This window comes from Bradyrhizobium ingae, assembly GCF_055791185.1.
Genome location: NZ_JBVUBB010000017.1, coordinates 1 through 20,517, shown reverse-complemented (window position 1 = coordinate 20,517; position 20,517 = coordinate 1). Strand labels below are relative to the sequence as shown.

Annotated in this window: 19 protein-coding genes; 7 read left to right on the top strand and 12 right to left on the bottom strand. The window is 64.8% G+C overall.

What is annotated here, in order from left to right:
- Positions 1-226: 226 nt before the first annotated feature.
- Positions 227-817, bottom strand: coding sequence for a polyhydroxyalkanoate synthesis repressor PhaR (gene phaR, locus ACV1FX_RS23155; protein WP_473119878.1), 591 nt, complete (start codon positions 815-817; stop codon positions 227-229).
- 316 nt (positions 818-1,133) lie between these two features.
- On the opposite strand from phaR, the gene ACV1FX_RS23150 reads away from it, so the two are divergent.
- The 3 genes from ACV1FX_RS23150 (at position 1,134) to yddG (ending at position 4,286) form a co-directional block, all read left to right on the top strand.
- The gene (locus ACV1FX_RS23150; RefSeq protein ID WP_473119877.1) at positions 1,134-2,312 is read left to right on the top strand and encodes an acetyl-CoA C-acetyltransferase; all 1,179 of its coding nucleotides are present in this window, start codon (positions 1,134-1,136) and stop codon (positions 2,310-2,312) included.
- A gap of 213 nt (positions 2,313-2,525) precedes the next feature.
- Positions 2,526-3,251, top strand: a complete 726-nt coding sequence (gene phbB, locus ACV1FX_RS23145; protein WP_473119876.1) for an acetoacetyl-CoA reductase — start codon at positions 2,526-2,528, stop codon at positions 3,249-3,251.
- Between the two features lie 165 nt (positions 3,252-3,416).
- Positions 3,417-4,286 (top strand): aromatic amino acid exporter YddG, encoded by an 870-nt coding sequence (yddG, locus tag ACV1FX_RS23140; protein ID WP_473119875.1) that lies wholly within the window; start codon positions 3,417-3,419, stop codon positions 4,284-4,286.
- A gap of 104 nt (positions 4,287-4,390) precedes the next feature.
- Here the strand turns inward: yddG and ACV1FX_RS23135 are convergent, their stop codons facing one another.
- Together ACV1FX_RS23135 and gloB are read right to left on the bottom strand one after the other, a co-directional pair.
- A complete protein-coding gene (locus ACV1FX_RS23135) occupies positions 4,391-4,813 on the bottom strand; it encodes a cupin domain-containing protein (protein WP_473119874.1) in 423 nt (140 codons plus the stop codon).
- A 10-nt stretch (positions 4,814-4,823) separates the two neighbouring features.
- Positions 4,824-5,591, bottom strand: coding sequence for a hydroxyacylglutathione hydrolase (gene gloB / locus ACV1FX_RS23130; RefSeq protein WP_473119873.1), 768 nt, complete (start codon positions 5,589-5,591; stop codon positions 4,824-4,826).
- A 108-nt stretch (positions 5,592-5,699) separates the two neighbouring features.
- Here gloB and ACV1FX_RS23125 point away from each other — a divergent pair, with 108 nt between their 5' ends.
- Positions 5,700-6,437, top strand: a complete 738-nt coding sequence (locus tag ACV1FX_RS23125; RefSeq protein WP_473119872.1) for a methyltransferase domain-containing protein — start codon at positions 5,700-5,702, stop codon at positions 6,435-6,437.
- Between the two features lie 87 nt (positions 6,438-6,524).
- Here the strand turns inward: ACV1FX_RS23125 and ACV1FX_RS23120 are convergent, their stop codons facing one another.
- Together ACV1FX_RS23120 and prmC are read right to left on the bottom strand one after the other, a co-directional pair.
- Complete coding sequence (locus ACV1FX_RS23120) at positions 6,525-7,280, bottom strand: DUF4167 domain-containing protein (RefSeq protein ID WP_473119871.1); 756 nt, start codon at positions 7,278-7,280, stop codon at positions 6,525-6,527.
- Between the two features lie 483 nt (positions 7,281-7,763).
- Positions 7,764-8,660 (bottom strand): peptide chain release factor N(5)-glutamine methyltransferase, encoded by an 897-nt coding sequence (gene prmC / locus ACV1FX_RS23115; protein WP_473119870.1) that lies wholly within the window; start codon positions 8,658-8,660, stop codon positions 7,764-7,766.
- Between the two features lie 88 nt (positions 8,661-8,748).
- Here prmC and ACV1FX_RS23110 point away from each other — a divergent pair, with 88 nt between their 5' ends.
- On the top strand, positions 8,749-9,174 hold the full coding sequence (locus ACV1FX_RS23110) for an HIT family protein (RefSeq protein WP_473119869.1): 426 nt from the start codon (positions 8,749-8,751) through the stop codon (positions 9,172-9,174).
- Positions 9,175-9,183: 9 nt separating this feature from the next.
- Here ACV1FX_RS23110 and ACV1FX_RS23105 read toward each other — a convergent pair whose 3' ends face one another.
- The 4 genes from ACV1FX_RS23105 to ACV1FX_RS23090 all read right to left on the bottom strand — a co-directional run bounded on the left by ACV1FX_RS23105 (position 9,184) and on the right by ACV1FX_RS23090 (position 14,092).
- Positions 9,184-9,882 (bottom strand): ABC transporter ATP-binding protein, encoded by a 699-nt coding sequence (locus ACV1FX_RS23105; protein ID WP_473119868.1) that lies wholly within the window; start codon positions 9,880-9,882, stop codon positions 9,184-9,186.
- Positions 9,879-11,753, bottom strand: coding sequence for a branched-chain amino acid ABC transporter ATP-binding protein/permease (locus ACV1FX_RS23100; protein ID WP_473119867.1), 1,875 nt, complete (start codon positions 11,751-11,753; stop codon positions 9,879-9,881). Before ACV1FX_RS23100 ends, ACV1FX_RS23105 begins: the two co-directional genes overlap by 4 nt.
- 11 nt (positions 11,754-11,764) lie before the next feature.
- Positions 11,765-12,640 carry a branched-chain amino acid ABC transporter permease gene (locus tag ACV1FX_RS23095; protein WP_473119866.1) on the bottom strand — a complete coding sequence of 292 codons (876 nt, stop codon included), beginning with the start codon at positions 12,638-12,640 and terminating at the stop codon, positions 11,765-11,767.
- Between the two features lie 105 nt (positions 12,641-12,745).
- Positions 12,746-14,092, bottom strand: a complete 1,347-nt coding sequence (locus ACV1FX_RS23090; protein WP_473119865.1) for a substrate-binding protein — start codon at positions 14,090-14,092, stop codon at positions 12,746-12,748.
- A gap of 224 nt (positions 14,093-14,316) precedes the next feature.
- On the opposite strand from ACV1FX_RS23090, the gene ACV1FX_RS23085 reads away from it, so the two are divergent.
- Positions 14,317-14,916, top strand: a complete 600-nt coding sequence (locus tag ACV1FX_RS23085; RefSeq protein WP_473119864.1) for a hypothetical protein — start codon at positions 14,317-14,319, stop codon at positions 14,914-14,916.
- 117 nt (positions 14,917-15,033) lie between these two features.
- A complete protein-coding gene (locus ACV1FX_RS23080) occupies positions 15,034-15,489 on the top strand; it encodes a MarR family winged helix-turn-helix transcriptional regulator (RefSeq protein ID WP_473119863.1) in 456 nt (151 codons plus the stop codon).
- Here the strand turns inward: ACV1FX_RS23080 and prfA are convergent.
- The 3 genes from prfA to ACV1FX_RS23065 form a co-directional block, all read right to left on the bottom strand.
- Positions 15,486-16,571: a peptide chain release factor 1 gene (prfA, locus tag ACV1FX_RS23075; RefSeq protein WP_473119862.1), complete on the bottom strand. Its 1,086-nt coding sequence runs from the start codon at positions 16,569-16,571 to the stop codon at positions 15,486-15,488. The genes ACV1FX_RS23080 and prfA overlap by 4 nt on opposite strands.
- A 54-nt stretch (positions 16,572-16,625) precedes the next feature.
- Positions 16,626-18,893: a phosphoenolpyruvate--protein phosphotransferase gene (gene ptsP, locus ACV1FX_RS23070; RefSeq protein WP_473119861.1), complete on the bottom strand. Its 2,268-nt coding sequence runs from the start codon at positions 18,891-18,893 to the stop codon at positions 16,626-16,628.
- A 286-nt stretch (positions 18,894-19,179) separates the two neighbouring features.
- A complete protein-coding gene (locus ACV1FX_RS23065) occupies positions 19,180-20,436 on the bottom strand; it encodes an aspartate kinase (RefSeq protein WP_473119860.1) in 1,257 nt (418 codons plus the stop codon).
- Between the last annotated feature and the right edge of the window lie 81 nt (positions 20,437-20,517).

The window sequence follows — 20,517 nt, the reverse complement described above, 5'->3', positions numbered from 1 at the left end:
CATGACGAGATCGAGACGTAGCCACATACGCGGCGTGATCGCCCGCCTTGTGCGCAATTGCGCACTGGAGCGGGCGATCCAGTATTCCCAGAAGCGGCGCGGAATACGGACAAGCCGCGGCGTGCCGGCAGCCCCGCCTTCGCGGGGCATGACGGCGGTGTGTGTTGAAATGTTCGATACAGTAAAGGCGCAGGGCCAGCCCATGCGCTGGCAGGCGAGGAGGAGCCTACTCCTCCTTCTTCGACATCCGCTCGAGGCGCTCCTGCATGTCCTTCATCTGCTGGCGGAGCTCGTCAATGTTGTCGCTCTTCGGCGCTTCGCTGTTGGCGTCGGGCTCGGGCTCCGGCGTTGCCGAGCGCTGCGGGGTCGCGAACGGCTTGAACATCGAGAAGGTCTGCTGGAACAGCTCCATGTTGCGGCGGACCTGCTCCTCCAGCGGCGCGAAGGGCGTGCCGGACAGGGTGTTCGCGAGCTGTTTGCGGAATTTCTCCTGCTCCTGGGTCAGCGTCGCCAGCGACTGCTCCAGATATTTCGGCACCACCATCTGCATGCTGTCGCCGTAGAAGCGGATCAGCTGGCGCAGGAAGGTGGTGGGGAGGAGGTTCTGGCCGGCCTTGTTCTCCTGCTCGAAGATGATCTGGGCGAGCACCGAGCGGGTGATGTCGTCGCCGGTCTTGGCATCATAGACCAGGAAATCCTCGCCTTCCTTCACCATGGCGGCGAGGTCTTCCAGCGTCACATAGGTGCTTGTTCCGGTATTGTAGAGCCGGCGGTTCGCGTATTTTTTGATTGTGGTGGGTTGGTCTGATTTCGCCATGGGCTCTCACTTGCAAACGCTGAGAACGGGAACCCTCCGGGCCATGCCGCAGGGCGGGAAGAGTACGCAACGCAACAAAATAAGCATTTTCAAAGGGCTCACGCTACCGTTTTGTGCGCCACGGTTAATCGCAGAGCAAAAACTTGCTTGCGAAAGCGACAGATGCGCTATTGTGAGTGCGCTGCGGTATGAATCTGCCCCCCAGCCGATTGACATGTCGCAACGACGTTAACAGGATGCCGGGTGAGACTGGTGAGCCGTTTCTGATCGCCCGCCTGCCCCCAATTCAAAGAACCTCAAGCCCCAGGAGATGCCCATGTCAGACGATGTCGTCATCGTCAGCGCCGCCCGCACCCCGGTTGGAAGCTTCAACGGAGCCTTCGCAACCCTTCCCGCCCACGACCTCGGCGCCATTGCCATCAAGGCCGCGCTGGAGCGCGGTGGCATCGAGCCCGGCCGGGTCTCCGAAGTCATCATGGGCCAGATCCTGACCGCAGCGCAGGGTCAGAACCCGGCTCGCCAGGCCTCGATCGCTGCCGGTATTCCGGTCGAGAGCCCGGCCTGGGGCGTCAACCAGCTTTGCGGCTCGGGTCTGCGTACCGTCGCGCTCGGCTATCAGGCGCTGCTCAACGGCGACTCCGAGATCGTCGTCGCCGGCGGCCAGGAATCCATGAGCATGGCCCCGCATGCCCAGTACCTTCGCGGCGGCGTCAAGATGGGCGCGCTCGAATTCGTCGACACGATGATCAAGGACGGCCTGTGGGATGCCTTCAACGGCTACCACATGGGCAACACCGCCGAGAACGTCGCGCGGCAGTGGCAGATCACCCGTGCGCAACAGGACGAGTTCGCAGTCGCCTCCCAGCAGAAGGCGGAAGCCGCCCAGAAGGCCGGCAAGTTCAACGACGAGATCGTTCCGGTCACCATCAAGACCCGCAAGGGTGACGTGGTCGTCAGCGCCGACGAATATCCGCGCCATGGCGCAACGATCGAAGCGATGGCGAAGCTTCGTCCGGCCTTCGAGAAGGAAGGCACGGTCACCGCAGGCTCGGCCTCCGGCATCAATGACGGCGCCGCGGCCGTCGTGCTGATGACCGCGAAGCAGGCGGCCAAGGAAGGCAAGAAGCCGCTCGCGCGCATCGTGTCCTGGGCACAGGCCGGCGTCGATCCGAAGATCATGGGCTCGGGCCCGATCCCGGCTTCGCGCGCCGCGCTGAAGAAGGCCGGCTGGAACATCGGCGATCTCGACCTGATCGAGGCCAACGAGGCCTTCGCGGCGCAGGCCTGCGCCGTCAACAAGGATCTCGGCTGGGATACCTCGAAGGTCAACGTCAACGGCGGCGCGATCGCGATCGGCCATCCGGTCGGCGCCTCCGGCGCGCGCGTGCTGGTGACGCTGCTGCACGAGATGCAGAAGCGCGACGCCAAGAAGGGCCTTGCAACCCTGTGCATCGGCGGCGGCATGGGCATCGCCATGTGCGTAGCACGTGACTGAGAACGGGTGCGTCGCACGCGACTAAAAAAGGCGGCGGTTGCAACTCAAATATTCTTCGCAACCGCGTAAGCCTCGATTAAAGACAAGCGCCCGGCACACCGCCGGGCGTTTTGTTCTTGATGTCCGTCAATCCACCCGCATAATCCGTCGGTAAAAACGATCACTCAAATCTCTAGAAGCGCCCCAAGGAAACGTCGAGGGAAGGAATACAATATGGCACGTGTTGCATTGGTCACGGGTGGTACGCGAGGCATCGGTGCCGCGATCAGCAAGGCGCTGAAGGCGGCCGGCTACAAGGTCGCGGCGAGCTATGCCGGCAATGACGCAGCGGCGGAGAAGTTCAAGGCCGAGACCGGCATCAACGTCTACAAATGGGACGTCAGTTCCTTCGACGGCTGCGCCGAGGGCGTGAAGAAGGTCGAGGCCGAGGTCGGCCCGGTCGACGTGCTCGTCAACAATGCCGGCATCACCAAGGACGGCGCCTTCCACAAGATGAGCCTCGAGCAATGGAATGCCGTGATCGGCACCAATCTCGGCTCGCTGTTCAACATGTCGCGCCAGGTGATCGAGGGCATGCGCGCGCGCAAGTTCGGCCGCATCATCAACATTTCCTCCATCAACGGCCAGAAGGGCCAGTTCGGCCAGGTGAACTATTCCGCCGCAAAGGCCGGCGAGATCGGCTTCACCAAGGCGCTCGCGCTGGAGAATGCCAAGGGCGGCGTAACCGTGAATGCGATCTGCCCGGGCTACATCAACACCGAGATGGTGCAGGCGGTGCCGAAGGACGTGCTGGAGAAAGCGATCCTGCCGCTGATTCCGATCGGCCGCCTCGGCGAGCCCGAGGAGATCGCCCGCGCGGTCGTGTTCCTCGCGGCGGACGAGGCCGGCGCGATCACCGGCTCGACGCTCTCGGTCAATGGCGGCCAGTACATGGTGTGATGCGCAAGCATCACGCGCGCCGATATCAGTAAAGTCGGCATGCCCGGGCTTGTCCCGGGCATCGGCGCATGCACTGTCATTCCGGGGGACTCCAACGGGTCCGGCCTTTGGCCGGCCCGATGACAGGCTCAGAGCCGAACCCGGAATGACGAGGTATCCTCTCTGATGACTCCCCGCACCGCGACGCTGATCGGATTGACCGCAATCCTGATGTGGTCCCTGCTTGCAGTGATGACCGTCGCGACCGGCAAGATTCCCGCCTTCCAACTCGCTGCGATGACGTTCGCGATTGGCGGTTTGGTCGGTCTCCTGACCTGGATCGGCCGCAGTGGAGTGGCAGCAAGCTTGCGCCAGCCGCCCATCGTGTGGGCCGTCGGCGTCGGCGGGCTGTTCGGCTATCACGCGCTCTACTTTCTCGCGCTGCGATTCGCGCCACCGGCAGAAGCGGGCCTGCTCAATTATCTCTGGCCCCTGCTGATCGTGCTGTTCTCGTCCTTCCTGCCGGGCGAGCGTCTCGCCGTGCATCATGTCGTCGGCGCCGTGCTCGGTCTCGTCGGCACCGTGTTGCTGTTCGCCGGCAACTCGTCTGGTTTTGCGCAAGGCCAGTTGCCGGGGCTGATCGCTGCCTTCATCGCGGCGTTCGTCTGGGCCAGCTATTCGGTGCTGTCGCGCCGGTTGAAAGCGGTGCCGACCGACGCGGTCGCCGGTTTCTGCCTTGCCACCGCGTTGCTCGCTGCAGTGATGCATGCGGCACTCGAGACCACGGTGTGGCCGGAGACGACGCTGCAATGGCTCTCGGTGATCGGCCTCGGCGTCGGCCCTGTGGGTGCGGCGTTCTACGCCTGGGACGTCGGCATGAAGCGCGGCGACATCCGCGTGCTTGGCGCGGCGTCCTACGCGACGCCACTGCTCTCGACGGCCTTCCTCATCGCGGCCGGCTTTGCGAAGGTCAGCGCCAACATCGCGATCGCCGCGGTCCTGATCGCCGGCGGCGGCCTGATCGCGGCGAGGGACCTACTGTTGTTGAAGCGGTGACGTCATTCCCCGGCGCGCGAAGCGCGAACGCGGAAGCCAGCGATGAGCGAATGCTGCGCGAGATGCCGGGTTCGATGCTGCGCATCGCCCGGATTGACAACGAGTCAGGGCTCCCAGCCCTTCGGCGCGAGCTCGAACTTTGCGAACTCGAAGGCCGGCGCCACGGTGCAGCCGACCAGGGTCCATTCGCCCGATGTCTCGGCCATCTGCCAGGCATGCGCCGGTACGATCGCCTGCGGTCGTTCACCGCCCAGGAGATCCGTGCCGAGACGCACCTCGTGCTGCGTGCAGCCCTCATGCGCGATGCGCAGCGTCAACGGACTTCCGGCATAGTAGTGCCAGGTCTCGACCGCATCGATGCGATGCCAGTGCGAGCGTTCGCCGCGTGCGAGCAGGAAATAGATCAAGGTCGAGCGCGACCGCCCGTTGGAGTCCGTGCTCTGGTCGCGAAACGTCTCGCGATAATGTCCGCCTTCGGGATGGGGTCGCAGTTCAAGACGCGCGATGATCTCGGCAGCGGTCGACATTACTCCCCCGTCAGGACTTGTTCTTGCGTTCGCGCAATTCGCCGAACACGATGGCGCCGTCGGCACCCTTCATGTGTAGCTTGGCTGCAACCGACGGGTCATCGGCGCGCAGGAACACATTTGCTCGCTTCTCATCACCAAGCAGTGAGGGGATCGTGGGCTTGTTCTCCGCGCGGAGCCTGGTCACCTCCGCCGCGCGGGCCTGCAGCGCCGGATTGTCGGGCTCGATGGTGAGTGCGAACTTGACGTTGGAGGCGGTGTATTCGTGGCCGCAATAGAGCTTGAAGTCGTCGGGCAGCGCCCGCAGCTTCAGGAGCGAATCCCACATCATCGGATAGTTGCCCTCGAACACCCGGCCGCAGCCGATCGAGAACAGCGTGTCGGCGGCGAACACCACCTTCTCTGCGTCGAACACGTAGGAGATATGGTCGAGCGTATGACCGGGCGTTTCCAGCACGCGCGCGAGCAGGCTGCCGACCTTGATGACGTCGGCATTGACGACACGCAGATCGACATCGGCGATTTTCGTCGTCTTGTCGTGCGGCGCGACGACGCGGCAATTGTATTTCTGCTTGAGCTCGGCGACGCCGCCGACATGATCGCCATGGTGATGGGTGATCAGGATGTCGGTGAGCGTCCAGCCCTCGTGCTCCAGCGCCTGCAGGATCGGCCCGGCTTCCGGCGCATCGATCGAGGCGGTGGCCTTGGTTTCCGTATCGTGGATCAGATAACCGAAATTGTCGTTTAAACAGGTGAAAGTACGAATTTCGGCGGCCATGATATCTCCATCGCGCTCAGCCCCGGCAAACAGATATGGCGTTAACGTTGCGCAGGCAATGCAATATTCCGCGCGCCCAGCCCGCCGGGCGCATGTTACATTGCGCCCATGAGCATCGATGTCATTGATCTGCGTGACTTCTACTCGCGCCGCCTGGGGATCGTGGCGCGGCAATTGATCAATCGCGGGATCAGGGAGCGCTGGCCGGGTGCCGAGGGGCAGCGGGTGCTCGGCATCGGCTATCCCACCCCCTATCTCGGCCTGTTCCGCGAGGACGCCGAGCGCTGCATCGCCTTCATGCCCGCGGCCCAGGGCGTGTTGAAATGGCCGACGGGCCGGCCTGCGCTCGCCTCGCTGGTGGATGAGTTCTCGCTGCCGCTGCCGGATGCTGCGGTCGACCGCATCCTCCTGGTCCACGCGCTGGAGATCTGCGACGACCCGGCGGCGCTGCTGCGCGAGGTGTGGCGGGTGCTGGCGCCCTCGGGCCGCGTCATTGCCGTGATTCCGAATCGGCGAGGGGTGTGGACGCGCACCGAGAACACGCCGTTCGGCCATGGCCGGCCTTATTCGCGCGCACAGATCACCGATCTGTTGCGCCAGACCTGGTTCACGCCGACCGCCTGGGGCGAGGCGCTGTTCATGCCGCCTTATGCCGGCCGCTGGCTGCTGAAGTCGGCGCTGATGTGGGAGCGTGCGGGCGCCGCGTTATCGCTGCCGTTCGCCGGCGTGCACATCGTGGAAGCGACCAAGCAGGTCTACCGCGTGATCCCGGCGAAGCGCGAACGCGCGCGGCTGATTCCTTCGCTGAAGCCCGTGCTGGTGCCGTCCTCGACGACGGTGACGTGAAACTGACGGCAAAATGGCTGACAGCAAAACGCCCCGGCGAGCCGGAGCGTTTTTTCGTATCGGATAAATCGAAGCAGGTTTTGCGGCTTACTCGCCGGGCGCAAGATCGTCGCTCGAGGCGGCCGGTGCTGCCTCGCGGTCGGGGCGCGGGCCATGCGGCCGGCGGCGCCGCCGCGGATAGCGCTCGCCGCCACCGCCGCCTTCGAAGCCGCCCTGGCCGCCATTGGCCTGCGGCTGCGCGCCGGTGATGAAGGAGGGCAGGCGATCGACGCTGCCGGCATCCGCAATCACCGGCTGCGGCTGGTTCTGCGGTTGCGGCTGGGCCTGATATTGCGGCTGCGGACGGTGGTCGCGCTCGCGATGTTCGCGCGGCTGCTGCTGGTCGCGCTGATAGGGCTGGCCCTCGCCACGCTGCTGGTGGTCGCGCTGATGATCGCGCTCGCGCATATAGGGTTGCTGCTGAGGCTGCGGGACGAACCCCGGCTCCTGGCCGAAGTTCGAAAAGCTCTCGCCGTCGTCTTCGCTGTCGTCGCTGCTGACGACGACTTCTTCACCGCCGCGCGGCTGCTGCTGGTTCTGGCGGAACTGTTCCTGGGCCGCGGCAATCAGCCGGAAATAATGTTCGGCGTGCTGGTAGTAGTTCTCGGCCGCGACCGGGTCGCCGGAGGAACGCGCGTCGCGCGCGAGCTGGAGATATTTCTCGGCGATGTGCGAGGCGGTGCCGCGGATCTTGATGTCGGGTCCGTTGGACTCGTAAACCCGGGTCATCGGGTTTTGGCCGCGCCGGTTATTGTTGTTGTTATTCCGGTTGCGCATCCGCTGCTTGTTCTGACCGTTTCTCATGTCCTGCCTTTAATTCCAGCCCTTGAAAAGTTCGTACGCGTTAGTGCTGTTGAGAGTGACCTAAATTGCTGCGGCGCAGGTTTGGCGCGCGCGCCGCGCGCAGCTCGAATCCCTGCCCAAATCCCGACCAAGGTCCCTGCCGATGTCGTTGACCGTCGCGTTCAACCAACACGCGTTCCCCATCGCCAGCGCCTATCGCCGGCGAACCCATTCATTTTGCCTGCCGAAACAAGCCCTGGTTTCTTGCGTAAATCTTCAAGCGCAATATCAGGCTTTCGTTCACTTTGCGGTCGGAAAGCAGCGCAGCTCCACGGGCCATCGCGCTTAACAGGACCTGCGGCTTGGAACCTTCAATCCAGTGCAGCTCTCGCCTCGAGAGCCCGGCTTTCGCCCGTAGGTCTACGGGGCCGGCACCGATGTTTGACCGGAACGTAGTCGTTCCCACGGGATATTCCAAGAGGTTTTTGCAACCCAATCGGGCTTTTATGGGGGCATTTTTCGGGCCGACACGGCCCTCAACACGCCCGCCAGATCAGCCTTGGGTGGCCTCTCCACCTCTAACGCCGCAGCCGCCATCAAGGTTTCAATGCCACGCGCCTGACCTTGTCCGGCCTCCACCACCAGGGATCCACCGGGAGCCAGAAGCTGGGCCGCCTGCGGGATCAGGGCGCGGTAGGCGTCGAAGCCGTCATTGCCGCCGTCGAGCGCAAGCCGCGGATCATAATCGCGGACCTCGACGCTTAAATTCGCGATGTCGCCCGAGGGAATGTAGGGAGGGTTCGACACGATCACGTCGAAGGGACCCGCGAGCGCGGCCGCGTAGTAGCAGGCGATGAAGGCGGAACGGTCGGCAAGGCCAAGCGCTGCGGCGTTACTCTTCGCGGTGCCGAGCGCGGTCAGGCTGACATCGGTCCCGACACCGAACGCTTCCGGAATCTCATGCAACAGCGCCAGCAGGATCGCGCCCGAACCCACGCCGATATCGGCGATCCGCGGCGGCCTGCCGGAGGCGGGACCTTCACGAAAAATCTCCAGCGCCAGCTCGACGACGGTCTCGGTGTCGGGCCGCGGCACCAGTGTTGCGTCCGAGAGCTGAAAGGGAAGGCCCCAAAATTCCCTGGTGCCGAGAATACGCGCGACCGGTTCGCCCACGAGGCGCCGCCGCGCGTATCGTTCGAGCTGCGAGGTCTCGGTCGCCGTGAGCGGCCGGCTCGCCTGCGTGATCAGCCCGGTGAGGTCGAGGTCCAGCACAGCTCCGACGAGCAGACGCGCCTCGATTTCGGCCTCGTCGATCGCGGCCGATCTCAGCCGCGCCGCCAGAATGCGCCGCGTGCTCTCGATGCTGTCTCCGGGAACGAAATCTGCCACCGCTGGATCCATCCTGCCTGGCCACGTGGATAGGACGATGCCCATGCTTGCGTCAACGGAAGGGGGCGCGTTTGATCGGCGAAAATGCACGGTGACAGCCATGACGACCTATGACGATCAGAATGTCTTCGCAAAGATTTTGCGCGACGAAATCCCCTGCCTCAAGGTCTACGAGAACGAGCGTGTGCTGGCCTTTCTCGACCTCATGCCGCGCTCGCCCGGCCATACCCTGGTGATTCCCAAGGCGCCCGCGCGCGGCATCCTGGATGTCTCCGAGGACGATCTTGCCGCGGTGGCACGTGCGGCCAAACGGATCGCTGTTGCAGCGATGAAGGCGTTCGGCGCCGAGGGCATCATCATCCAGCAATTCAGCGAGCCCGCGAGTGGGCAGGTAGTCATGCACCTGCACATGCATGTCATGCCCGTCAGAGCGGGCGTTGAATTGCTGCCACCGCAGACGCGACGGGAAGATCCCGCAGTGCTCGCCGATCACGCCAGGCGGTTGATTGCCGCGCTCGGCGCATGATCCGGCGGATCAAACGCCGAGCCAGCGCTGCAGGAGCTGTGGCTGCGCCTTCAGCTCCTGCGCCGGGCCCTCGTGCACGATATGGCCGTTGTTGATGATGTAGATGCGTTTTGCCAGCGCCAGCGTCGCAGCCAGATTCTGCTCGACCAGCACGATGGTCTGGCCCGCCGCGGCGAGATCGCCGCATGCCCTGACGAGATCGCGGACGATCACGGGGGCAAGCCCTTCGAACGGTTCGTCCAGCAGGATGATCTTGGGATCGCGCACCAGCGCGCGCGCGATTGCCAGCATCTGCTGCTCGCCGCCGGAGAGCTCGTTGCCGCGATTGCCGCGCCGCTCCTTCAGCCGCGGGAACATCTCGTAGATGCGATCGAGCGGCCAGCGATTCTCGGCGGTGAAGCCAGCAATGACGATGTTTTCCTCGACGCTGAGACTGCCGAAGATGCGGCGTTCCTCGTGGACGAGCTGCATGCCGGCCCGCGCGATTCTGTGGCTGCGACGCCCGGCGATGTCGGTGCCGTCGAAGATCACGGTGCCGCTGCGTGGCGTCACCACGCCCATCAGGCTCTTGAGCGTCGTGCTCTTGCCGGCGCCGTTGCGGCCGAGCAGCGCCACCACCTCGTGCCGCTCGACGCGCATGGCGACGTCGAACAGGATGTGGGAGTCCCCGTAATAGCTGTTCAGGCCGTTGACCTCGATCAGGCTCATGCGGCGATCTCTCCGTGCACGCCGCCGAGATAGGCTTCCTGCACCGCGGCGTTGGTCCTGATTTCCTCCGGTGTGCCCTCGAGCAGCACGCGGCCCTCCTGGAGCACCGTGACGCGCTCGACCAGTTCGAACAGCGAATCCATGTCGTGGTCGATGATGATCATGGTGCGATCGCGCGCGATGGCCTTGAGCAGGCGGACGGTCTCGACCCTCTCGCGCGGACTCATGCCGGCGAGCGGCTCGTCGAGCAGCAAGAGGCGAGGCGAGGTGGCGAGCGCGAGCCCGATCTCCAGCCGGCGCTTCTCGCCATAGGCAAGCTCGGCGACCGGCGTGTCGGCCCGTGCGGCCAGGTTGACGAGATGAAGCGTATGCTCCACCTGCTGCGGAAGGCCCTTCACGCCGGAGAGCTTGCGGAACAGATCGAGGCGGAACTTGCCGCGCAATTTGGCGAGCGCAGCGATCGTCAGGTTCTGCCGCACCGTCAGGCCGGCGAAGAGCTGGTTGACCTGATAGCTCTTGGTCAGTCCGAGCTGGCAGACATCGGTGACGCGCTGTCCCGTGATGTCGCGGCCCTCGAAGACGATACGCCCCGAGGTCGGCGCGACCTCGCAGGTCAGCATCTTGAAGAAGGTCGACTTGCCGGCCCCGTTGGGACCGATGATCCCGCGCAGCTCGCCATGATTGACAGTGAAATCGATGTCGCTGTTGGCGACGAGGCCGCCATAGCGCTTGGTCAGGCCGGTGGCTTGCAGGATCGGACCCGGGCGGTGGTCGCGTCTGGTGTCCGCCGGTGCAGGGACGAGAGGCGCTCGTTCCGCTGTTTCGGCCTCCGCGGCCTGCCGGTCTGTCAGAGCCGGCGCTTCCTCGGCCGGAGCCGCGGCCCGCTTGCCCGTGACAACGCCGTAGAGATTGATGATGCCGCCGACGATACCGCCGCGCAGGAAGCAGACCAAAGCCACGAAGACGACGCCGAGCACGAGCTTCCAGGCGGCGCCCAATCCCATCGCAGCCTGCAAGAAATCCTGCAGGAACAGCCAGACGGCGGCGCCGACCAGTGGGCCGAACAGCGTACCCCTGCCGCCGATCGCAGTCTGCATCACGAGCTGGCCGGAGGTATCGAAGGTGAAGGCGTCCGGCGGCATGAAAGCTTGCAGCACGCCGAGCAGGCCACCGGCAAAGCCGGCATAGGCGGCTGCGATCACGAAGGCGGTCAGCTTGTAGCCGTGGATGTTGTGACCGACCGCGGCTGCGCGCAGCGGATTGTCGCGGATCGCGCTGAAGACCGCGCCGACCGGCGAGCGCACGATCCTGAGCGCGATCACGATGCCGATGAAATAGCAGAGCGCGATGAACTGGTAGAGCGACCATCCGTCGGAGAAGTGAAGGGTCGTGAAGCCGATATCGAAGCTCGGTGTCGGCACGCCCGGCAGGCCGTTCTCGCCGCCGGTGAAGTCGGCGAGCGGATTGAACTCGACGAAGTAGAACACTTCCGCGATCGCCACCGTGATCATGGCGAAGTAGATGCCGGTGCGCCGCAGGGCGATCAATCCGATCAAATAGCCGGTCGCAGCCGCAGCGATCATGCCGATGATCAGCGCGCCCAGCACGTTGCCGAAGCCGGCGCGCGTCAGGAGCCAGGCGGCGACGAAGCCGCCGGTGCCGTAGAAGGCGGATTGGCCGAACGACAGCAGCCCGGTGAAGCCGAACAGGATGTCGAAGCCGAGGCCGAACAGGCCCCAGACCAGGATCCGGTTCACCGTGTTCGGCGCAAAGCCGAGATGGGGCAGCACGAACGGCGCGGCGATCAGGCCGGCCGCCGTCAGGATCTCGATCAGATGAGGAAGCTGCCTGGACTTCGCTTGCTTGGGCATCGAAGCGTTACTCATTCGCGCCCCTGCACGCCGAGCAAGCCATGCGGTCGCACCACCAGCACGAGCGTCATCGCAGCAAACAGCATCACATAGGCATAGCCGGGGTTGAACATGGAGGTGACGCTGATGATCTCGCCGGCGATCAGGCCGCCCAGAATGGCGCCCGGGAACGAGCCGACGCCGCCGATCACCACCACCACGAAGGTCTCGACCAGAATGTCGTCGCCGACGCCCGGCGTCAGCGACACCACCGGTGCGTTGACGATGCCGGCAAACCCGGCGGCCATCGCGCCGATGCCGAATACGACCATGAAGACGCGGTAGACGTCGATGCCGAGCGAATCCACCATCACGGAATCCTCGATGCCGGCGCGCACGATCATGCCGAGGCGGGTCCGGTAGAGCACGAGGAACAGCGCGCCGAGCGCGATCGCGACGATGCCGACTACGGCGAGGCGATAGGTCGGATAGAACATGAAGCCGAGATTGGTGATGCCCTGGAACAGCGGCGGGGGCGGCACGATCTGCGACTGGCTGGAAAAGATCAGCCGCACGATCTCGACGAAGCAGATGCCGAGGCCGAAGGTGACGAGAAGCTGGTCTTCATGCGGACGCTGGTAGAAGTGGCGGATGATCACCCGCTCCATCGCGACGCCGAGCAGCATCACGAACAGCGAGCCCGCGATCACCGCCAGGATGAACGAGTGGGTATATTCAAAGGCGACGAAGCCGGCGTAGCCCCCGATCATGAACATCGCGCCATGCGCGAGGTTCAGCACGCCGAGCGTGCCGTAGATGATGGTCAGACCCGAGCTGATCAGCGCGAGCAGCGCGCCGAGCGCGAGCCCGTTGAAGAGCTGGGAGATGAGATTGGGCCAACTGATCATGAATGCGTCTTGATTCCGGCACGCGCGGATCGACACGCCGATCCGCAAAAGGCTGACGCCGCAGGCCTGGCAGTTGCCTGCGGCGTCACAGGGGTCAACCCAGGTTCATGTGTATTCGCCGAGATGGCAGCCGAACGCGTCCGGCTTCTGCATCAACTCCTCACCGGGGACGATCTCGACGACGTCGTAATAGTCCTCCTTGTTCTTCATGTCCTTTTCCATCTTGCCCTTGACGATGATGACAGGACGGACGCACTGATGATCTTCCGCGCGGTAGTGGACGTCGCCGACGAAGGAGGGAATGGTCTCGCCCTTCTCATAGGCCTTGATGACGTCAGGCGGATAGAAGCTGCCGGCTTCCTCGCACATGCGGGCCCAATGCGCGAAGCTGACATAGGCATTCTCGGCGCCCCATTCCGGCTTGTAGCCGTACTTCGCCGCGAAGGCGTCATTGAACATCTTGGCGAGCGGGAACTTGTCCTCGATGGTCCACCAATAGTCGGTTGCTGCGTAGACGCCCTGCATCAATCCGCCGGTCTCGCGCGCGATGAAGGGCACCTGATAGGGAATCACGAGCTTCATCTTGTCGAGCACGCCAAACTGCTTGGCCTGCTGGGTCGACAGCACGGCGTCGTGCCCCCAGTTGACGTTGATGAGCACGTCGGCGCCGGAGTTCGCGACGTTGAGCAGATATGAGGAATAGTCGGGCGCACCGAGCGGCGCGACCTGGTTCGTCGCGGTGGTCCAGCCCGCGGTCGCGAGGAAGTCCTGCATCGACTTGGTCACGGTGTGCCCATAGGTATAGTCGGGCGTGAGATAGGCCGCCTTCTTGTTCTTGCCGAACTCCCTGACCATCACCGGCCCGATGGCGGCCGCCGCGGTCTGGCCGAAGAAGTCCTGGCGGAAGCCGTAGCGGACGCAATCCTTGCCGGTGGTATCGTTGGAGCCGGAGATGCCGCACACGAAGATCACCCTCTCGCGCTGCGCGAGCTTGTTCAGCGCGACCGCGACCGCGCTCGACGTGCCGCCGGTGATCATGATCGCCTTGTTCTCGCTGATGAAGCGCTGCTGTGCCTGCACCGCCTCGTTGGGCTTGGCGGCGGAATCCGCGACGCCGAATTTCAGCTCCTTGCCCAGCACGCCCTTGCTGGTCTTGGGCGAGATCTTCTTGATCAGATCGTGTCCGCTGTTGATGTGCTCGATCGCGAGCTGATAGCCCTTGAGCTCGTCCTCGCCCTGCACCGCATAGGTGCCGGTGCGCGGCACGGAGATGCCGATAAAGACCGATGATCCCGAAGCGCCGGCCGGATAGGTGCCGAGCGCGGGCTTGTCGTCGGCAAAAGCGGGCATCGCCGGCAGCAGCGAGCCGCCGATGATGCCGGCGCTGCCCTGCAACAAGCGGCGGCGTGAAAGTCTGGAATGCAGCCCGCGGCCGATGAAGCTGTCCGTCATGATCAAGTTCCTCCCAAGCATGCTTGTTTGAAAGACGCGACCCTTTGTCGCGCTCGCCCGGTGTCGCCGGCCAAACGCGTCGTGTCACATCCCCGTGTAACTCTTGCCGCAAGCATTGCTTGTGATGGCGCGCTGTCAATTTCGCCTTTCGTAGGGCGACGAAAATTATCTCGCAAAAACATATCGCATAACGATATATATTAGTCTTTATGAGTACGTGAGCGATGGGTTCGGCAGGCGAGATGACGCGGCAAACGAGAACGGCGAGGGTCAGGAAGCGGCGATCCTGGCCGCGGGAGTCCGGCCGGACTGCGGCCGATGGCGAGAGCCAGCGGATCATGGCGCAGGAGACGCGCAACCGGTCGGACAGCTGGCGGAGTTCGTCTGCCGGTCAGTCGAACCCGGCGCCCGGCCCGATGAAGACGCTGAGCGTGCGCGCCCAGAACGTGCTCAAGGAGCTTGCGGTCGAGCTGACCGGTGAGCAGCCGCCGAAGGGCAACTGGTCGCCGTCACGCGAGCTGCTGCTTGCGCTGACCGCCGAGCGTCTTGCCACCGCGCGCAATTGCGGTCCGCACACGACGCGCGAGATCATCGCCTGGGCGCAGGGCTGCGGCGTCACGATCAAGCCGACGATCCGGCCCGGCGGATCACTGTCGGAGATGTGGACGCGGCTGATCGCCAACGCCGCCTCCGGCGCTCTCACCAGCACCGAGATTGCGGGCGCATTGCAGCGGTCGATCCGGCGAAGGAGCGTGCGCATCCCGATCGCGTTCCAGATCATCCTGGTGAAGATCCTGCTCTCGAACTTCTCCAACTTCGAATAGTCCGGCGGATAGCTGTGCATCCGCGATCCCTGCCGGTTGGTCCGGGGCCGGCCGCTTGCTAGCTTCGAGCCATCCGCCCCTGTCGGCGGATCGCGAGATCGAGGCGGGCGGCACGGCATGGTTCAACCGAAGCAGACGACGCCGGCGCCACGCGAGAGCGCGGCGATGCGCGAGGCCGATTATCAGGCATTGGCGCAATTCCGCTACCAGGTGCGAACCTTCCTGGCCTTCAGCGAGGCTGCAGCCCAGCGCGCCGGGCTGACGCCCCAACAGCATCAGGCACTGCTCGCGATCAAGGGCTTCGCCGGACCCGACGCCGCAAGCATCGGCGATATCGCGCGCTTCCTGCTGATCCGGCATCATACCGCGGTCGAGCTGATGGACCGGATGACGAAGCTGAAGCTCGTCAGCCGGAGCGCCGATCCGCAGGACGCCAGGAAGGTCCGGCTCAAGCTGACGGCCAAGGGCGAGCAGAAGCTGCGGGCGCTCTCAAAAATCCATCTCGAAGAGCTGCGTGCGGCAAGCCCGGCCTTGAGCAAGATCCTGCGATCGTTCCGCACGAAGAGGCTTTAGGCCGCGGCACCTTGCGCCGCGAGCTGGGCGGCCTGGTGCTCGGTGGTCAGCGCGTCGATCAGCTCGCCGAGCGCTTCGCCCGCGATCACCTGCGGCAGCTTGTAAAGCGTCAGATTGATACGGTGGTCGGTGACGCGTCCTTGCGGAAAGTTGTAAGTGCGGATGCGCTCGCTGCGATCGCCGGAGCCGACCTTCTCCTTGCGGTCGGCCGAGCGCGCCGCTTCGACGCGCTGGCGTTCGGCGTCGTAAATGCGCGAACGCAGGATGTTCATCGCCGAGGCGCGGTTCTTGTGCTGCGAGCGGCTGTCCTGCATCATCACGACGATGCCGGTCGGAATGTGGGTGATGCGGATCGCCGATTCCGTCTTGTTGACGTGCTGGCCGCCGGCTCCCTGCGCGCGCATGGTCTCGATGCGCAGATCCTCGTTCTTGATGTCGACGTCGACATCCTCGACTTCCGGCAGCACGGCGACCGTCGCGGCGGAGGTATGGATGCGGCCTTGCGTCTCGGTATCGGGTACGCGCTGCACGCGGTGCACGCCGGATTCGAACTTCAGCTTGGAGAATGCGCCGCGGCCCTGCACCTCGGCGATGATTTCCTTGTAGCCGCCGACGGTGCCCTCGCTCGCCGAGATCACCTCGACCTTCCAGCCCTGCAAGCCGGCAAAGCGCTCGTACATCCGGAACAGGTCGCCGGCGAACAGCGAGGCCTCGTCGCCGCCCGTGCCGGCGCGGATTTCCAGCATCACGTTGCGGTCGTCCATGGCGTCCTTGGGCAACAGCGCGACGCGGATCTTCTGCACGAGATCCTCGATCCTGGGCAAAAGCTCGTCGCGCTCCGCTTCCGCCATGTCGCGCATCTCTGCATCTGTCGCGGGATCGGCGATCAGCGCCTCGGTGTCGGCGAGCTCCTTCACCGCGGACCGATAGCTCTTCACCGCGTCGATCAGCGGGTTGATCTCGGCGAGCTCGCGCGTGACCTGGACATAGCGCTCGGAGGACAGCTGGCCGAGCGACTCGGCCTCGAGCGAGGCGTGATGCGCAAGGAGGACGTCCAGTTTGGCTTCGGGGAGTGACGACATCGATCAAGTCTCAGGTGCAGGAAGGGGCGAGGCGGGCGGCTTCGGACCGGCCCGCTACAATGACAGCCCTTCGGCCTCGGCAAATTGCGTCAGCTTCTGCCGGATCGAGACGGTGCCGGCCGGCGCGTCCAGCAGCGGATCGAGCATCGCGGCGGCCTTCTTGGCATCGAGCTCGAGGATCATCGCCTTCACCGGCCCGAGCGCGGTCGCCGACAGTGACAGCGAGCGGTAGCCCATCGCGATCAGCGCCAGCGCGCCGATCGGCTTGGATGCCATCTCGCCGCACAGCGAGACGGATTTCTGCGCCGCCTTGGACTTGCGCACGATCTCGCGCAGCACGCGCAGAATCGGCGCCGACATGGTGTCGAAGCGCTCGGAGACCTTGGCGTTGCCGCGATCGACCGCGAACAGGAACTGGAACAGATCGTTGGAGCCGACCGAGATGAAGTCGACCTTCTTCAGGAGCTCGTCGAGCTGGTAGAGCAGCGCCGGCACCTCGACCATGGTGCCGATGTCGATGCGCTCCGGCAGCGTGTGGCCGTGCTGGCGCAGATATGTCAGCTCGCGCTCGACCAACGCCTTTGCCGAATCGAATTCGCCGACCTCCGAGATCATCGGGAACATCACGCGGATCGCGCGGCCGCCGCCGGCGCGCAAGAGGGCGCGGATCTGGCCGCGCAGCAGGCCGGGGCGGTCCAGGCCGAGCCGGATCGCACGCCAGCCCAGCGCGGGATTTTCCTCGATCACGGCCTCCATATAGGGCAGCGCCTTGTCGCCGCCGATGTCGAGGGTGCGGAAGGTGACCGGCTTGGTGCCGGCGGCGTCGAGCACGGTGCGGTAGAGCGCGAGCTGGTCGCTGGTGCGCGGCAGGCTCTGGCCGACCATGAATTGCAGCTCGGTGCGGAACAGGCCGATGCCGGCGCTGCCGGTGTCGTCGATATGCGGCAGGTCGATCGCAAGACCCGCGTTGATCATAAGCTCGACCGCCTCGCCGTCCTTGGTGACGCAGGGGCGGTCGCGCAGTGCCAGATACTGCGCTTGGCGCCGCGCACGAAAACGCACGCGCTCCGCATAGGCCGCCTCGATCTCCTGCGAGGGCCGCACATAGATCGAGCCGGAGGTGCCGTCGACGATGATGGCGTCGCCAGGATCGGCGATACCCGGCGCGTTCGGCACCTCGCCGACCGCGGGGATGCCGAGCGCGCGCGCGACGATCGAGACGTGCGAGTTGGCGGTGCCTTCCTCCAGCACGATGCCGCGCAGCCGCTTGCGGTCGTAGTCGAGCAGCGCCGCCGGGCCCATCGCGCGCGCAATGACGATGGCGTTGTCGGGCAGTTGCTCGCGTGACGGCGCGTGATCCTGGCCGACGAGCTGCCGCATCAGGCGGTAGCCGAGGTCTTCCAGATCGTGGAGGCGGTCGCGCAAATAGGGATCGGTGGAGCGCAGCATGCGCGCGCGGGTGTCGGACTGCACGCGCTCGACCGCGGCTTCCGCGGTGAGACCGGTCGCCACCGCTTCGTGCAGCTTGTGCGACCAGCCCTGGTCGTTGGCGAACATGCGGTAGGCTTCCAGCACGTCGCGGTGCTCGCCGCCCTCGGCAACGTCGCCGCGCTCCAGCATGCGGTCGAGGTCGGAGCGCAGCTTGGCGAGCGCGGTATCGAGCCGCTTGATTTCCTTCGGCAGGTCCTCGGCGATGTAGTCCTTGATGACGACGCGCGGCTCGTGCAGCACGACATGGCCGAGCGCGATGCCTTCGGAGAGGATCGCACCGACTTTCTGCGCGGAATGGCGTGCGGCCGGCTCGAGGCCGGGCTGGGCCAGCGCGGACAATTCGCCCGAGGCGATCAGCTCCGCCAGCACCATGGCGGTGGTCTGGAGCGCCTCCAGCTCCTCCTCGACATAATTGCGCTTGGCGCGGTTCTGCACCACCAGCACGCCGAGCGTGTTGCCGGCGCGCAGGATCGGCACGCCGAGGAAGGAGTGGTAGATTTCTTCGCCGGTCTCGGGACGGAACGAGAAGGCCGGATGGCTCTGGGCGTCGCTGAGGTTGAGCGGAGTGGCCTCGCTGGCGACGAGACCGACCAGACCTTCATGGGCGCTCAGCACGGTATGGTGCACCGCTTCGCGGTTGAGGCCTTCGGTGGCGTAGAGCTCGAGGGTGTTGTCGACGCGCAGCACATAGACCGAGCACACCTCGGCCACCATGTTGGCGGCGATCAGCACCACGATCTTGTCCAGCCGCTCCTGGGCCGAGACCTGCTCCGCCATGGTTTCGCGGAGCCGTCTCAACAAGACGCGGGGACCTCCCGACGCGCTCCGCATGTGCCGTCAATCTCCTCCATCTGCCTGACCCGGCGGGGTAGCCGGCGGCTGGCCCAAAACTCCAGAAAAACAACAAATTTGCTCGTCCGGCGTCGGCACGAACCCAAATCTTCCCAGATTTAGCGCTTGCACCGAATCGGCGCCGCCCTAACTGGGGCACAGTCAGCGGCAGCCCACCCTGTTCGCCGTATAGCGAATTGAGGCTTGTTTTGCCAAGCAAAACGCCTGCCAAACGCGAAGGTGTGTACACCTTCGCGTTTGCTGCGACCGCTAACAGAAAATTCGTCTAAACCTGATCGAGACCGTAGAGCGTGTGCAGCGTCCGCACCGCAAGCTCAGTATAGGCGGTGTCGATCAAAACCGAGAATTTGATCTCGGAGGTTGTGATGGCGCGGATGTTGATATTCCGGGCCGCCAGCGCCGAGAACGCCTGGGCGGCGACGCCCGCATGGCTGCGCATGCCGCTGCCGATCACGGAGATTTTGGCAACGTCGGTGGCGCTGTCGAGCCGCGCGTAGCCGATCTTGGCCTTGGCGGCGGCGATCGTGTCCCTGGCGCGGGCGTAGTCGGTCGCCGGCACCGTGAACGTCAGGTCGGTGGTCTTGCCGTCCTCGGAGACGTTCTGCACGATCATGTCGACGTTGATGTTGGCATCGGCAAGCGGGCCGAAGATCGAGGCGGCGACACCCGGCTTGTCTTCGATCTGGCGCACCGAGATCTGGGCCTCGTCCTTGGAGAAGGCGATGCCGGTGACGACGTGGTTTTCCATGATCTCCTCCTCGCTGCAGATCAGCGTGCCGGGCGGCTGGTTGGCATGCGGGTCGATGTCCTCGGGCTTGTCGAAGCTCGAGCGGACGAAGATCGGCATGTTGTGGACCATGCCCAGTTCCACCGAGCGGACCTGAAGCACCTTGGCGCCCTGCGACGCCAGTTCCAGCATGTCCTCGAACGCGATCTTGTCGAGCCGGCGCGCCTTCGGCACGATGCGCGGGTCGGTGGTGTAGACGCCATCGACGTCCGTGTAGATGTCGCAGCGATCCGCCTTGACGGCGGCGGCGATCGCGACTGCCGACGTGTCGGAGCCGCCGCGGCCGAGCGTGGTGATTCGGCCGGTCTCGGGATTGATGCCCTGGAAGCCGGCGATGACCGCGACCTCCTTGCGCTCCTTGAAGCGGTTGATGATCTCGGTGCCGTCGATGTCCTCGATGCGGGCCGAGGCGTGGGCGTCGCTGGTCTTGATCGGGATCTGCCAGCCCTGCCAGGAGCGTGCCTGGATGCCCATGCTCTGGAGCACGATGGCCAGCAATCCCGACGTCACCTGCTCGCCGGAAGCGACCACGGCGTCGTATTCGCGCGCGTCGTGCATGGGGGAAGCATCGGTGCACCAGGCGACCAGCTCGTTGGTCTTGCCCGACATGGCCGAGACCACCACGGCAACCTCGTGCCCGGCGTCGACCTCACGCTTCACATGGCGTGCGACGTTGCGGATACGTTCGATATTTGCGACGGACGTGCCGCCGAATTTCATCACGAGGCGGCTCATGACGACGCGTGCATTCCCTCTTGAGGATCAGTATGGTGGCCCGCGCTGGACGGGGGTAGCTAGCGTCCGCGCGTATACCTG